The sequence below is a fragment of the Pseudomonas sp. WOUb67 genome, assembly GCF_050058005.1.
GTDB classification, from domain to species: Bacteria; Pseudomonadota; Gammaproteobacteria; order Pseudomonadales; family Pseudomonadaceae; genus Aquipseudomonas; species Aquipseudomonas putida_R.
In genome coordinates this window covers 5,783,956-5,797,587 of the sequence record NZ_CP170112.1, presented here as the reverse complement: position 1 = coordinate 5,797,587, position 13,632 = coordinate 5,783,956, and the positions used below count along the sequence as shown (strand labels likewise).

11 protein-coding genes are annotated in these 13,632 nt (G+C 65.1%); 7 read left to right on the top strand and 4 right to left on the bottom strand.

Translation table 11 applies throughout. From position 1 onward, the window contains the following. Window positions 1–30 precede the first annotated feature (30 nt). From ABOC32_RS25580 to ABOC32_RS25560, 5 genes are all read left to right on the top strand, one after another. Window positions 31–2,487, top strand: a complete 2,457-nt coding sequence (locus ABOC32_RS25580; protein WP_426809355.1) for a TcfC E-set like domain-containing protein — start codon at window positions 31–33, stop codon at window positions 2,485–2,487. 165 nt (window positions 2,488–2,652) lie between these two features. Then, entirely contained in the window at window positions 2,653–3,387 is a 735-nt protein-coding gene (locus ABOC32_RS25575) for a fimbrial biogenesis chaperone (RefSeq protein WP_426809354.1), read from the top strand. Between the two features lie 5 nt (window positions 3,388–3,392). After that, a complete protein-coding gene (locus ABOC32_RS25570) occupies window positions 3,393–4,580 on the top strand; it encodes a hypothetical protein (protein ID WP_426809353.1) in 1,188 nt (395 codons plus the stop codon). Between the two features lie 26 nt (window positions 4,581–4,606). After that, window positions 4,607–5,233 carry a response regulator gene (locus ABOC32_RS25565; RefSeq protein ID WP_426809352.1) on the top strand — a complete coding sequence of 209 codons (627 nt, stop codon included), beginning with the start codon at window positions 4,607–4,609 and terminating at the stop codon, window positions 5,231–5,233. Next, window positions 5,234–8,485 carry a response regulator gene (locus tag ABOC32_RS25560; RefSeq protein ID WP_426809351.1) on the top strand — a complete coding sequence of 1,084 codons (3,252 nt, stop codon included), beginning with the start codon at window positions 5,234–5,236 and terminating at the stop codon, window positions 8,483–8,485. It abuts the gene before it with no gap. Here the strand turns inward: ABOC32_RS25560 and ABOC32_RS25555 are convergent. After that, window positions 8,413–8,565, bottom strand: a complete 153-nt coding sequence (locus tag ABOC32_RS25555) for a DUF3309 family protein (protein ID WP_012271016.1) — start codon at window positions 8,563–8,565, stop codon at window positions 8,413–8,415. The genes ABOC32_RS25560 and ABOC32_RS25555 overlap by 73 nt on opposite strands. 294 nt (window positions 8,566–8,859) lie before the next feature. Between ABOC32_RS25555 and ABOC32_RS25550 the strand changes: the two genes are divergently transcribed. Together ABOC32_RS25550 and csrA are read left to right on the top strand one after the other, a co-directional pair. After that, window positions 8,860–9,669: an SDR family oxidoreductase gene (locus tag ABOC32_RS25550; RefSeq protein WP_426809350.1), complete on the top strand. Its 810-nt coding sequence runs from the start codon at window positions 8,860–8,862 to the stop codon at window positions 9,667–9,669. A gap of 120 nt (window positions 9,670–9,789) precedes the next feature. Then, the gene (csrA, locus tag ABOC32_RS25545; protein WP_426809349.1) at window positions 9,790–9,978 is read left to right on the top strand and encodes a carbon storage regulator CsrA; all 189 of its coding nucleotides are present in this window, start codon (window positions 9,790–9,792) and stop codon (window positions 9,976–9,978) included. A gap of 114 nt (window positions 9,979–10,092) precedes the next feature. Here csrA and ABOC32_RS25540 read toward each other — a convergent pair whose 3' ends face one another. From ABOC32_RS25540 to ngg, 3 genes are all read right to left on the bottom strand, one after another. Then, entirely contained in the window at window positions 10,093–10,320 is a 228-nt protein-coding gene (locus tag ABOC32_RS25540; RefSeq protein WP_016501031.1) for a YheU family protein, read from the bottom strand. A 181-nt stretch (window positions 10,321–10,501) separates the two neighbouring features. Continuing rightward, complete coding sequence (locus ABOC32_RS25535; RefSeq protein ID WP_426809348.1) at window positions 10,502–11,686, bottom strand: osmoprotectant NAGGN system M42 family peptidase; 1,185 nt, start codon at window positions 11,684–11,686, stop codon at window positions 10,502–10,504. A gap of 200 nt (window positions 11,687–11,886) precedes the next feature. Then, complete coding sequence (gene ngg / locus ABOC32_RS25530) at window positions 11,887–13,632, bottom strand: N-acetylglutaminylglutamine synthetase (protein WP_426809347.1); 1,746 nt, start codon at window positions 13,630–13,632, stop codon at window positions 11,887–11,889.

The window sequence follows — 13,632 nt, the reverse complement described above, 5'->3', positions numbered from 1 at the left end:
TTTTCCACAATTTCAAAGACTTTGCTGCTGATGGCATGCCTTGCGGTGCTTCCCCTCGCTGGCGCTGCCGAAGGCAACGCCATGGGGGTGGTCAGCCAGGCCCAGGGCCTGCCGCGTGAATTCGAGGAACACTTCTTCGATGTGCCGCTGGCAGTCCGGGTGGACCTGGATGGCCGCTACCTGGGCGATGCCATGGTCGTGCTCAGCCGCGACGAACGTGTGCAGTTGCTGGAATTCACCGACCACTTCGACAGCCGCGAACCCGAAACCCTGCGCCGCCGCTGGCAGGAGCGCCTGGCTTCCGGCCGGCCGCTGGGCGATTGCCGCAGCGACTGCCCCGATGGCCTGCGCGCCATCCACTACAGCCTGGTCAACTCGCAACTGTCGCTGCTCACCCACGCCGCCGAACTGGCCGGCGATACCCCGCGCTTCCATGCGTTGCCCGAACACGGCGGTGGCCTGCTGCTGCGCAACCAGCTCAACCTGGTCAGCGACGGGCGCGAAACCAGCGGGCTGTATGCGCTGCAAGGGCAGGGTAGCCTCGACAGCTGGACGACCCTGGCCGATGCCCAGGTCGACCGCGGCGGTCTCAGTGGTCAGGAAACCCGACATCGTGTCAGCCAGTTGTATGCCGAACGCCTTCACGATGAACACTTCTTCCGCCTGGGCTATTTCACCCCCGGTGCCCAAGGCCTCACCCGTCAGCCCCGGTTGCTCGGGCAGAGCCCCGATACGACGTTGGGCCTGATGTTCGGCAGCAGTGATAGCCTGCTGATCGACAATGGCCAGCCAAGCTCCACGCCGATCTACGTCACCCCCAACCGCCCCGGCGTGGTGGAGATCTACCGTAACGGCGTGCTGATCAACAGCCAGCCGGTGCAGCCTGGCCTGCAGGCGCTGGACACCCGGGTGCTGCCCGGTGGCATCTACCAGGTAGAGGTACGCCTGCTCGAAGACGGCCAGGAAACCGCGCGTACCGATGAATTCGTCTACAAGCCCAGTATCTGGCGCAACCCTGAAAGCCGCTGGCGCTACAACCTGTACCTGGGCCAGCAGACCAGCCTGCTGAGCAACTGGGACGAAACCCACGACGACAGCCTCAGCGCCGGGGTGCTGGCCAACTACCTGTTGCACCCGCGGGCGGTGCTCGGGCTTTCCGTGCAGCAGGTCGACGAAGCCATGCAGTACGGCACATCGCTGGACTGGGACGCGCTGGACCGGCTCAAGCTCTACGGCAACCTCTATCGCACCGAAGACCAGGGCAACGGTTACGACCTGCAGGTAATCCATAACCATGACTTCGGTTCGCTGGTGCTCAGCCACAGCCGCTCTTGGCTGGAAACGACCCGCAACGTCACCCACAGCCAGTTTGTGCGCTACGACGAGCAGAGCCAGAGCTCGCTGCTGATCACCCAGCGCCTGAACAACCGCAGCACGGCGACGTTGCGCCTGGCCCACAGCTCTGGCGCCGCCGATGGCCTGGGCGTCGACCTGGGCTGGTCGCACTACGGCAAACTCTTCGGTTCCGACGCCAACTGGCGCCTGAGCCTGTTCGACCGCCCCGGCACCCGCAGCAGCGGTGATGCTCGCAGCCGTGGTGTCAACCTGGCGCTGAGCATGAGCCTGGGTAGCCCCGGCGAGCGCGTCGCCGTCAGCATCGGCAGCCGCACTTCGCACGATGGCGGTCGTGATCAGAACGCCTCGCTGTCGTACCAGCGCGACGTCGACCTGGGGCTGGTACGCAACATCGGTGCCACTGCCACGGTAGACCGCTACGGCGCCGGCTTCGGCGGCAATGCGCAGTTTCAGAACCAGGTGCTGTATGGCGACGCCTACGCCCAGAGTTCGTCGTACAACGGCGAACTGAGTGCTGGCCTGAACCTGCAGAGCATCGTTGCCGTGGGCGAGGGCAAGGTGGCCATGACCGGCCAGTACCTGCCCCACGATGCCGGCCTGATCGTCGATGTCGAAAGCGATATCGATGGCCTGGCGCTGCGCGCCGATGACCAGCATGGCCTGAGCGCCACCTTGCACCCGGGGCGCAACGTGATTCCGGTGGGGGCGTACAAGTCGGGCTATGTGCAATTCGACCTGGAGGGCGACGACGAGACGGCGGCGGTGATCCAGCCCACCAGCTTCGACTACCACCTCAACCGTGGTGGGGTGGGCTATCGCCAGCTGCGGGTGATGCGCACAGTCACCGTGCTCGGCCGCCTGCTCGACCTTCAGGGGCAGCCGATGTCCGGTGCCCAGGTGGTCAACCATGCCAGCCGCAGCGTCAGCGAGAGCGGTGGGCACTTTGCCGTGGAGATGAGCGAATCTACTCCGACGCTGGAGGTGCGCCAGGGTGGTAAAGCGTTATGCCTGCTGGAACTTGACTTGCGTGCACTGGAACGTGAAGGCGATGTGTTGCTGGCAGGGGATGTGTCCTGCGTAGCAGGGCACGTGGCACAGCGCCAGGCCCCGGTCGGGGCGGGCAAGACGTGAAGCGGGCTGGCTACTCGCGTGCAAGCAAAGCCACGACGGTTGTCTTTAGGAAATTTCCACAACTCCACAGCGAAATTTCCTGCATTTAACCCGAGCTCGAAAGACCACAATCCATTCAATGATGCTGATTCGCTATCAGCGGCTTTTTGCTATGAGGAATTGCCCATGAAACTGGTCCGATTCATCTGCCTGGCCTTCGCGCTGCTGCCCTGTGCTGCCCATGCAGCCCCGGAGCTGAACGTCGGGGGGCTCTACGATTACCTGGAAGAGGGCAAGAGCACTTTGCTCAAGCGCGTGCGCAATGGCGGTGATTCCACGGCTTTCGTCAAGGTCAGTGTGGTCGAGCTGGTGTACGACGGCAGTGGCCCGCCCCGCGAAGTGGCCATTGAAGGCCTGGCCCTGGAGCAGCGTGGGCTGGTGGTCAGCCCGGCGCGGCTGATCGTGCCGGCGCGGGGCATGCAGGCGGTGCGCCTGTTGTACCGTGGCGCGCGCGACAACGAACGCTACTTCCGCCTGCGCTTTATCCCGGTACTGCCGGAAACGGGCGACGGCTTTGCCGTCAGCGATGCGGAGGCGGAGCAATACCGCGACAGCCTCAAGGCTGGGGTCAACCTGCTGGCCGGCTACGGCACGCTGTTGTTCGTGCGCCCCAACCAGACCCGCTACCAGACCCCGATCCGTCGCCAGGGCGGTGCGTTGACCGTAACCAACCAGGGCAACGCCACCGTGGTGCTCGACCACTTCCGCCAGTGCCAGGCCCAGGACCAGGTGTGCGAGCCGGCCGCCAAGCATCATCTGCTGCCAGGGCGTACCCGCCAGTTCGAAGGGCAGGCGGCCAAGGTGCACCAGTTCGAGTTGCATGAAGGCGCTGAGCGCAAGCCGATGGTACTGGAGGGATGAAAACCATGGCGCGTACCCGCAGGGTTCTGGTCTGGTTGCTGACCGCCCTTGCTTTGCCGCTGTCGTTTGTAGAGGCAGCACAAGTGACGATCTCCGCCCAGTATCGCGGCGGCGGCTCGGGCCGCTTCGACAATACAACGCCACCCGGCGGTCTGTGCCAGTACCTGACCTATACCTGTAGAACCCGCCAGACCGTGAGCCTGCCGATCAGTTTTACCAAGCGGAGCACGAAAGATGCAGCGGATGTGCGAGATGAGTTCTATGTACAGGTACCCAGTCGCAGGACGATCGATGTCTATCACGAGCAGACCGGCGAGCCTCGCCAGATCACCTTTGACTGGTCAGCCATCCATCAGCGGGTAACCGGCACCAGCCTTGACGACATCCCTGCCAGTGGTACCAATGTGCGCGGCGGCTGCCGGTATGTCGCTATCAATGGTCAGCACGCACCAGCAGTAGCCAATTACTTGTGGGATGTGACCAGTCCTGCGGCTCCCCAGCCCTGCTGGGGCAGTGTGAACCGGGTCCCGTCTGGCCGGGTGAATACCGTCGAGGTGCACGAAACCAGTGTTGCCTATCAGTTGGAGGTACCGCCCCCCTATCGCCTTCGTGCCGGTATCTATCGCGGCAGCGCCGTATACAGCGTGGGCCCGGGAGGGGATTTCGACTTCGGCAACCAGGTCAGTGGCTTGAGCACCAACACCCTGAGGGTCGATTTCGTGCTTGATGTCCAGCACGCGTTCATCTTCGAATTTCCTCCCGGCTCCGACCGCGCGGTGCTCGAACCCCGCGGCGGCTGGAAATCCTGGCTGTCCGGAAGGCGGCCGCCGCAGAGGCTGTATCGAGACCTGCCGTTTCGGGTGTGGTCCACCGGGCCGTTCAAGGTCTACAAACTGTGCCAGTACGACATGGCCGGCACCTGTGCCATCCGCAATACAGATCAGCACCAGGTGCCGGTGGGGATATCACTCAGCCTGCCTGCCGGCATTCAGCATCGCGGTCAGGCCGTTGAACGTGTACCACTGCCAACCGGCAGGGGCGCTGCGTTGCAGTTCGAAGCGGCTACGCCGGCGCTCAACCGGCCCGGGCAATTGCATTTCGAGGTCGCGAGCGCTGCGGTGGGCGAAATGCTCGACCATGCGGGCAGTACCTACAACGGCATGACCACCGTGGTGTTCGATGCCGAACTCTGAGCCAGCCTGCCAAGTGAGAACGCCTGATGAATAAAGCACTGGTGGTCGACGACCATCCTTTCATACGTTCCACGGTGTGCATGCTGCTGCGCCAGGAGCGCCTGGAGATCGTCGGCCAGACCGACAATGGCATCGACGCCGTGCGCATGGCCCGTGAGCAGGCGCCCGATATCATCATCCTCGACATCAGCCTGCCCGGGCTCGATGGCATGGAGGTGATCGCCCGGGTCAAGCGCCACGAACGGCCAGCCAAGACCCTGGTGCTGACCTCGCACCAGGCCGAAGCCTACTCCCTGCGCTGCATGCAAGCCGGGGCGGCGGGCTTCGTGTCCAAAAGCAACGACCTGGGTGAACTGAACAAGGCGGTGCGCGCTGTGCTGTCGGGTTTCACCTACTTCCCCGAGGTAGCGCTGAGTTCGGTGCACAGCCAAGACCTGTACGCCACCGACGCGCAGCGTATTGCCTGCCTCAGTGACCGTGAACTGATGATCCTCCAGCACCTGGCCCGTGGCATGAGCAACAAGGCTGTCGGTGAAGTGATGCTGCTCAGCAACAAGACGGTCAGCACCTACAAGGGCCGCCTGCTGGAAAAACTGCGCCTCAACTCGCTCATCGACCTGGCGGATTTCGCTCGTCGCAACCAGCTTATTTGAATGGTGCGTGCAATCTGGCTGCTGCTGTTGTGCTGTCTGTTTACCGTGCCGGGCCTGGCGGCGCCGGTGTTCCATGGGCGTGCGGCGTTCGAAGGCCCGCGTGCCGAACCGGTCAGCAGTGACCTGCGCTGGCTTTGGCACCATCGGGTACTACGCCTTGGGGTGTTGAGGGGCGACCAGCCGCCACTGGATATTCTCGGCACCGGGCGAGCCTACGAAGGCATCACGGCTGATTACGCGGGGCTACTGGCCGAACACCTGCAACTGGACATGCAGGTGCAGGTGTTCGAGTCGTTCCAGGCGGCGGTCGCGGCGTTGCGCGAAGGCACAGTCGACCTGCTTGGCTCGGTCACTGCGCAGCAGGCACTGCAGGCCGGCTTGCGCCTGTCGCAGCCCTACGCCGAGGACTATCCCCTGTTGCTGGCCCAGGAGCACAAGGCGGTTTTCCAGGGCGCCGAAACGTTGCGCCTGGTGATGGTGGACGGTTACCGCACACCCGAGCAGGTCAGCCAGTACTACCCACAAGCCGACCTGCAGGTGCACCCCACGGCGTTCAGCGCCCTGGCCGCGCTTGCCCTCGGCCAGGCCGACCTGTACCTGGGCAACGCCTTGATCGCGCGCTATGTGAAGGGGCGTAGCCCCTTCAGCGGTGTGGAGGAGGTTGGCCACGCAGCCTTGCCTCACCAGAAAATCGGCTTTGCCATGCTCGACAACGGCACGCCCTTGCCGCGCCTGGTGGATGAGGTGCTGCTGGGCATCAGCACAACCCAGCATGCGCGTATCCAGGCGCGCTGGAACCCGCTGGCGAGTGGCCCCCGCTCGGCCCAGTCGGTGCACTTGAGTGAGGCCCAGCAGCGCTGGCTGGCGGACAACCCCAAGGTGCGCGTGCTGGTGGACGATCAGGTGCTGCCACTGAGCTACCGCGACAGCAAGGGCCAGTTGCGCGGCCTGACCCTTGATGTACTGCAGCTGATCACCCGGCGCACCGGCCTTGAATTTGACGTGCAGGCAGGGGAGGGCGCCGAACAGATGATCGGCCAAGTGATTCAAGGCAAGGCGCAACTGATTGCCGGGCTGCCCTACAGCGACAGCCTGGCGCAGCGCCTGGGCTTCAGCCGCGCCTACCTCAGTGCTTCGCGGGTGCTGGTCAGCCGCACCGGCGAACAGGCGCCGGCCAGCCTTGAGCAACTGGCTGGCCGGCGCGTGGCGCTGGTGTGGGGCAGTGCCATGGTCGAGCTGTTGCAGCAGCGTTATCCGCAGGTGCGCCAACGCGTGTTGCGCGGCCCGCTGGATGCCCTGCACGCGGTGGCCGATGGCCGGGTGGACGCGGCGTTGCTGACCCTGGATGACGCCCGCCCCCTGGTTGCCCGGTGGTACCCCGGGCAGTTGCAGGTCAGTGCCAGCCTCGCCCTGCCGCCAGCGCATTTTGCATTGGCCAGTACCCGTGGTGCCAGCGAGCTGCTGGGTATCATCGACAGCGCGTTGCTCAGCCTGACGCCGCAAGAGACCACTGCGCTGGTGCGTCGCTGGCGCAACCCGATGATCGTCCCCGACGGCGTCTGGTCGCGCCATCGCGCCAAGGTGCTGTTCGGCTTCGGCGTCGCCCTCTGCCTGCTGATCATCGCCTTGTTGTGGATCCGTTACCTGCGCCGGCTGCAGGTGCGGTTGCGGCGGGCCAAGCGTGCGGCGGATGCGGCCAACCAGGCCAAGACCGAGTTCCTGGCCACCATCAGCCACGAGATCCGCACCCCGCTGCACGCGGTACAGGGCATGCTTGAACTGGCCCAGCGCAAGGCCGCCCAAGGCGTGCTCGACCGCCTGGCCATCGAAGTGGCCACCGAAGCGGCACGGGGGCTGAAAGAGCTGATTGGCGACATACTCGACATTACCCGTATCGAAACCGGCCACCTGCAGCTTTCGCCGCAGCGGGTGCGGGTGGGCGAGCTGGTCGGGCGGGTGGTGCAACTGTTCGAGCAGTTGGCCCGTGGCAAAGGCCTGGAGTTGCAGATGCAGCTGGGCGGGGCGGTGGGTGCCGAGGTCATGCTCGACCCGCTGCGGTTCAAGCAGGTGCTGGCCAACCTGCTGAGCAACGCGATCAAGTTCACCCAGCGCGGGCGGATCGTGGTCAGCCTGCACGCAGCGCCGGCAGGTGGGGTGCTCGATATCGTACTGCGGGTCAAGGACAGCGGCGTGGGCATCGCTGCCAGCGAGCTGGCCGCCTTGGGGCAGCCGTTTCGTCAGGCCAGCAACCACCGCCAGTCGCCACGTGCCAGCTCCGGCCTGGGCCTGAGCATCAGCCGTAACCTGTGCCAGTTGATGGGGGGGCAGCTGCGCCTGCGCAGTACCTTGGGGGAGGGCACCGAAGTGCAGGTGCAGCTCAAGTTGCCGTTGTTGCCGAGTGCGGCGCCGGCGCCTGAGGTTTCACCTTTGCTGGCGGCAGACCCTGACGCACGTTTGCGTGTGCTGGTGGTGGACGACTACCCGGCCAACCGGCTGCTGTTGGCGCAGCAGCTGGATTTTCTCGGGCATCAGGCGCGGGTCGCGGAAGACGGCGCACAAGCCTTGCGCCTATGGTTGAAAGAGCATTTCGATGTGGTGATAACCGACTGCAACATGCCGCGCCTGGATGGCCATGCCCTGGCCCGCGCCATTCGCGAACACGAGCGCCGCAGCGGGCGCCCACGCAGCCGGGTAATCGGCCTGACTGCCAGCGCCCAGGAAGCCGAGCGCAGGCGAAGTTGCGAGGCGGGGATGGACGACTGCCTGTTCAAACCGCTGGACCTGGGCAGCCTCACCCAGGCACTGAAGGGCACGCGGCCTGCACAGCCACCGGATGAACACCACAGCCTGCTGGACTTGCAGCATCTCAGGCATCTGGTGGGCAATGACGAAGCGGCGTTAAAGGCGCTGCTGGGCGACTTGCGTGCCAGCAACCGGGAAGACCTGCAGCGCCTGGAAAACCTCGGTGATGCGCCTGCGGCCATTGCCGGCTTGGCGCACCGGGTCAAGGGTGGCGCGCGCATTGCCCGCGCCGACGCCCTGGTTACCCTGTGCGAGCAGGTGGAGCATTGTTGCCAGGCAGAGCCGTTGCAGCGCCCGGCGCTCGGCCTGGCGGTCCGCGCCCTGGGCGACGGCATGCGTCGCCTGGAACGCCAGCTGGAACGCCAGGCCGGGGTGGCTCATATCATGCCAAGCAGTAACAGCACCAACAAAATCACCAGCACAACGCCGACGATGCCGGACGGGCCATAGCCCCAGCTGCGTGAGTGTGGGAAGACCGGTAAGCCACCAATCAGCAGGAGGATCAGGATGATGATGAGGATCGTGGTCATGACGGAGTCCTTGCGTGGTTGAGGGTCAAGGGCCTCGTACTGCTGGCCTCTTGTATGTTCGGACTGTTGCCGCTTGTGAAAGATTCCATTGGGTGTTGCCAGTACCGGTCTCTTCGCAGCACAAGGCTGCTCCTACAGGCGCAGGCGATCCCTGTAGGAGCAGCCTTATGCGGCGAAGAGGCCGGTACTGACTACACAGTCATGCCCGCCCATTCACTACCCTGATGAACCCTGCCTGCCCACTTGGCCTTGATTAGACTCGCTGCACTACCACCAAGAACAAGGCCAGCCACCATGCAAAACCGCATCATGATCACTGGCGCCGGGTCCGGCCTCGGTCGCGAGATCGCCCTGCGCTGGGCGCGCGAGGGCTGGCGCCTGGCGCTGGCCGATGTCAACGAAGCCGGCCTGCGCGAAACCCTGGACATGGCCCGCGCGGCCGGTGGCGAGGGCTTCGTCCAGCGTTGCGATGTGCGCGACTACAGCCAGCTCACCGCCCTGGCCCAGGCCTGCGAAGAGCAGTTCGGCGGCATCGACGTGATCGTCAATAACGCCGGCGTTGCTGCGGGCGGGTTCTTCGCCGAGCTGTCGCTGGAGGACTGGGACTGGCAGTTGGCGGTCAACCTGATGGGCGTGGTCAAGGGCTGCAAGGCCTTCCTGCCGCTGCTGGAGCGCAGCAAGGGGCGCATCATCAACATCGCCTCGATGGCCGCGCTGATGCAGGGGCCGGGCATGAGCAACTACAACGTGGCCAAGGCCGGCGTGCTGGCCCTGTCGGAAAGCCTGCTGGTGGAACTGCGCCAGCTGGAAGTGGCGGTGCACGTGGTGTGCCCGTCGTTCTTCCAGACCAACCTGCTGGACTCGTTCCGCGGCCCCAACCCGGCGATGAAAGCCCAGGTGGGCAAGCTGCTGGAGGGTTCACCGATCAGCGCGGCGGACATTGCCGACTACATGCATCAGCAAGTGGCCGCAGGCCAGTTCCTGATCCTGCCCCACGAAGCCGGGCGCCAGGCGTGGGCCTTGAAGCAACAGGCCCCAGAACGGCTGTATGACGAAATGGCCGAGATGGCGGTAAAAATGCGTGCCAAAGCTCATTCGCGATGAATGATCTGTAGGAGAAATTACCAAGAAATGTAGGGCGCTTCTGATTTGCTGCGGAACTATTGAGTAGGTAAATACCTACGAGGCACGCTCCGTTTTTCCCTTTCGCCAAAGGAGCGGAACATGCTGGTAATAGGACGCGAAGCGGGGGAGATCATCGTGATTGGCGATGACATCCGCATCATGGTGGTACAGGCCCGTGACGGGGTGGTGCGCTTCGGGGTCGAAGCCCCGAAAGAGGTGACAGTGCATCGGGAAGAGGTCTACAAGCGCATCAAGGAGGCAGAGCAGCGCAAGGCCCGCAGGGCTTGATGTTGCCTGTGCCGGCCTGCTCGCGGCTAAAGCCGCTCCCACAGAGACCGTCCAGGCCTTGATTACAGCGCTGTACCTGTGGGAGCGGGTTCACCCGCGAAGAGGCCGGGCCTGCTAATCGAGCAGCTCGCGGGGCACATCATGCTTGGCCAGCAACTGGCACTGCTGGCTTTCCGGGTCGAACAGGATGAACGCCTGGCCCTTCGCCAAAGCCTGGCGCACCCGCAGTACGCGCGTCTCCAGCGGGGTATCGTCGCCGTTGTCGGTGCCATCGCGGGTGACGAAGTCCTCGATCAGCAGGGTCAGGGTTTCGGCTTGCAGTTGGTCGTAGGGGATCAGCATGGTGGGAAGTGTCTGAAGTAAGTGTGGGCAATGCTACGCGAAACGTTCGGGATTTTGGGGCCGCTTTGCGGCCCATCGCCGGCAAGCCAGCTCCCACAGGATCACCACAGGCCTGAACATTGTGCGGTCCCTGTGGGAGCTGGCTTGCCGGCGATGGGCTGCAAAGCAGCCCCAAAGGCCATCAGCCTTTATTACCCACCAGGCTGTCCACCGCCGGCACCCGCGTGTCGCTCTCCATCTGCGCATCGTGCTCCAACTGATGGCTGAACCTTTCCAGCGAGGCATTGGCCGGCTGCGAGTCGCTGGCGAACACTGGCGGGCTCAGCAGGTACGCCGACAGCAACCGGCTCAACGCCGCAAGGCTGTCGATGTGCGTGCGTTCGTAGCCATGGGTGGCGTCGCAACCAAACGCCACCAGTGCAGTACGGATGTCATGGCCCGCCGTCACTGCCGAATGGGCATCGCTGAAGTAGTAGCGGAACAGGTCGCGCCGCACCGGCAGGTCGTGGTCGCCGGCCAGTTTCAGCAAATGCCGGGACAGGTGGTAGTCGTAAGGCCCTGACGAGTCCTGCATGGCCACGCTCACCGCATGCTCGCTGGAGGCCTGCCCGGGTGCCACCGGGGCGATGTCAATGCCGACGAATTCGCTGACGTCCCAGGGCAGGGCACCGGCCGCACCCGAGCCGGTCTCTTCGGTGATGGTGAACAGCGGGTGGCAGTCGATCAGCGGTTGGCGGCCGCTTTCCACCACCGCCTTCAGTGCCGCCAGCAAAGCTGCCACGCCGGCCTTGTCGTCCAGGTGGCGGGCGCTGATATGGCCGCTTTCGGTGAACTCGGGCAGCGGGTCGAAGGCGACGAAGTCACCAATGCTCACGCCCAGCGCCTCGCAGTCGGCACGGGTGGCGCAATAGGCGTCCAGGCGCACTTCCACGTGGTCCCAGCTGATCGGCATCTGGTCGATGGCGGTGTTGAAGGCATGCCCGCTGGCCATGAGTGGCAGCACGCTGCCACGGCATACGCCAGTGTCGGTGAACACGCTGACCCGGCTGCCCTCGGCAAAGCGGCTGGACCAGCATCCCACCGGCGCCAAGGCCAGGCGGCCGTTGTCCTGCAATTGGCGCACGCTGGCGCCGATGGTGTCCAGGTGGGCCGACACGGCGCGGTCGGGGGATGTCTGCCTGCCCTTGAGGGTGGCGCGAATGGTGCCGCGGCGGGTCAGCTCGAAGGGGATGCCCAGCTCGTCCAGGCGTTCGGCCACGTAGCGCACGATGGTGTCGGTGAAACCCGTGGGGCTGGGGATGGCGAGCATCTCCAGCAGCACGCGTTTGAGGTAGTCGAGATCGGGTTCGGGGAGTCGTTCGGACATATCCAGGCCTCCGGTCGGGTTGATATTCCAGGCTGTGGCGCGGTCTTTGTAGGAGCAGCCTTGTGCTGCGAAGAGGCCATTGCAGCCGAAGATAATCTTTAGCCTTACCGGCCTCTTCGCAGCACAAGGCTGCTCCTACAGGGTGTGGTGGCAGCCTGAGTGATGGTGCAAGACAGTTGCTCCCAAAAACCGAGCGGCTGTCAGGCCAAAGGCCGGGTATGCGGAAACAGCAGGTCGATAAAGCGCTCGGCCGTTGGCTGCGGTTCATGGTTGGCCAGGCCTGCACGCTCGTTGGCTTCGATGATCACGTACTCCGGTTGCCCGGCATCGCGCACCATGAAGTCCAGCCCGACCACCGGAATTTCCAGCGCCCGTGCAGCGCGCACGGCCGCGTCGGCCAGCACCGGGTGCAGGCGTTCGGTGACGTCTTCCAGGGTGCCACCGGTGTGCAGGTTGGCGGTGCGCCGTACGGTCAGGCGCTGGCCGGCAGGCAGCACATCGTCATAACCAAAGCCCGCCGCCCGCACGGTGCGCTCGGTTTCGTCGTCCAGCGGAATGCGGCTTTCGCCACCGGTGGCGGCCTGGCGTCGACGGCTCTGGGCTTCGATCAATTGGCGGATGCTGTGCTTGCCGTCCCCCAGCACCTGGGCCGGGTGGCGGACGGCGGCGGCCACCACCTCGTAGCCGATCACCACGATGCGCAGGTCGAACCCGGCATGGAAGCTCTCCAGCAGCACACGGCTGTCGAACTGGCGGGCGTGCTCCACGGCGCGGGTGATCTCATCGATGCAGGTCAGGTTCACCGCCACGCCCTGGCCTTGCTCGCCATCGACCGGCTTGACCACAACGGCGCCATGCTCGTCGAGAAACGCCAGGTTGTCGTCTGCATTGCCCGCCAACTGTTGCGCCGGTACCTGCAGCCCGGCGTTGTGCAGGGCATGCTGGGTGAGGCGTTTGTCCTGGCACAGGGTCATGGTCACGGCACTGGTCAGGTCGCTGAGCGATTCACGGCAGCGGATGCGCCGCCCGCCCAGGCTCAGGGTGAACAGGCCACCTACGGCGTCATCCACCTGCACGTCGATGCCGCGGCGCAGGGCCTCATCGACGATGATGCGTGCGTAGGGGTTCAGCTCGGCCTCGGGGCCCGGCCCCAGGAACAGCTGCTGGTTGATGCCGTTCTTGCGCTTGACCGCAAAGGTGGGCAGGTTGCGAAAACCCAGCTTCTGGTACAGGCGCTTGGCCTGGCGGTTGTCGTGCAGCACCGACAGGTCCAGGTAGGCCAGGCCACGGCTCATGAAGTGTTCGATCAGGTGGCGCACCAGCACCTCACCCACGCCGGGGCGGGTGCATTGCGGGTCCACCGCCAGGCACCACAGGCTGCTGCCGTGTTCCGGGTCGTCGAAGGCCTTGGCGTGGTTCAGGCCCATGACGCTGCCGATCACCGCGCCGCTGTCTTCGTCTTCGGCCAGCCAGTACACCGGGCCGCCCAGGTGCCTGGGGGTGAGCAGGTCGGGGTCGACCGGCAGCATGTTGCGCGCCTGATACAGGGTGTTGATGGCCTGCCAGTCGGCCGGGTTCTGGGCCCTGCGCACGCGAAAGCCGCGGAACACCCGCTGCGCTGGCCGGTAGTCGGTGAACCACAGGCGCAGGGTGTCCGACGGGTCGAGGAACAACTGCTGCGGGGCCTGGGCCAGCACCTGCTGCGGCGCGGCCACGTACAGGGCGATGTCGCGCTCGCCGGGGCTTTCGTCCAGCAGCGCCTCGGCCAGGCTGGCCGGGTCGGGGTAGGTCTGGCCGATCAGCAGCCGGCCCCAGCCGCAGTGCACGGCACGCGGCTGGTCGTGGGGCTGGCTGCCGTCGCCGGCCAGGCGCGCCTGCAGGCGCTCGTAGGACGGCGCCTGGCCGCGCAGCAGGCGCTGGCCGTATGCGATTTCATGGGCTTTCAT

What these genes read in the sequence shown, in the direction of transcription:
- ABOC32_RS25550 (WP_426809350.1), top strand. Translation starts at nt 8,860, where the DNA reads ATGCAAAACCGCATCATGATCACTGGCGCCGGGTCCGGCCTCGGTCGC.
- ngg (WP_426809347.1), bottom strand. Translation starts at nt 13,632, where the DNA reads ATGAAAGCCCATGAAATCGCATACGGCCAGCGCCTGCTGCGCGGCCAG.
- ABOC32_RS25535 (WP_426809348.1), bottom strand. Translation starts at nt 11,686, where the DNA reads ATGTCCGAACGACTCCCCGAACCCGATCTCGACTACCTCAAACGCGTG.
- csrA (WP_426809349.1), top strand. Translation starts at nt 9,790, where the DNA reads ATGCTGGTAATAGGACGCGAAGCGGGGGAGATCATCGTGATTGGCGAT.
- ABOC32_RS25575 (WP_426809354.1), top strand. Translation starts at nt 2,653, where the DNA reads ATGAAACTGGTCCGATTCATCTGCCTGGCCTTCGCGCTGCTGCCCTGT.
- ABOC32_RS25560 (WP_426809351.1), top strand. Translation starts at nt 5,234, where the DNA reads ATGGTGCGTGCAATCTGGCTGCTGCTGTTGTGCTGTCTGTTTACCGTG.
- ABOC32_RS25580 (WP_426809355.1), top strand. Translation starts at nt 31, where the DNA reads ATGGCATGCCTTGCGGTGCTTCCCCTCGCTGGCGCTGCCGAAGGCAAC.
- ABOC32_RS25570 (WP_426809353.1), top strand. Translation starts at nt 3,393, where the DNA reads ATGGCGCGTACCCGCAGGGTTCTGGTCTGGTTGCTGACCGCCCTTGCT.
- ABOC32_RS25540 (WP_016501031.1), bottom strand. Translation starts at nt 10,320, where the DNA reads ATGCTGATCCCCTACGACCAACTGCAAGCCGAAACCCTGACCCTGCTG.
- ABOC32_RS25565 (WP_426809352.1), top strand. Translation starts at nt 4,607, where the DNA reads ATGAATAAAGCACTGGTGGTCGACGACCATCCTTTCATACGTTCCACG.
- ABOC32_RS25555 (WP_012271016.1), bottom strand. Translation starts at nt 8,565, where the DNA reads ATGACCACGATCCTCATCATCATCCTGATCCTCCTGCTGATTGGTGGC.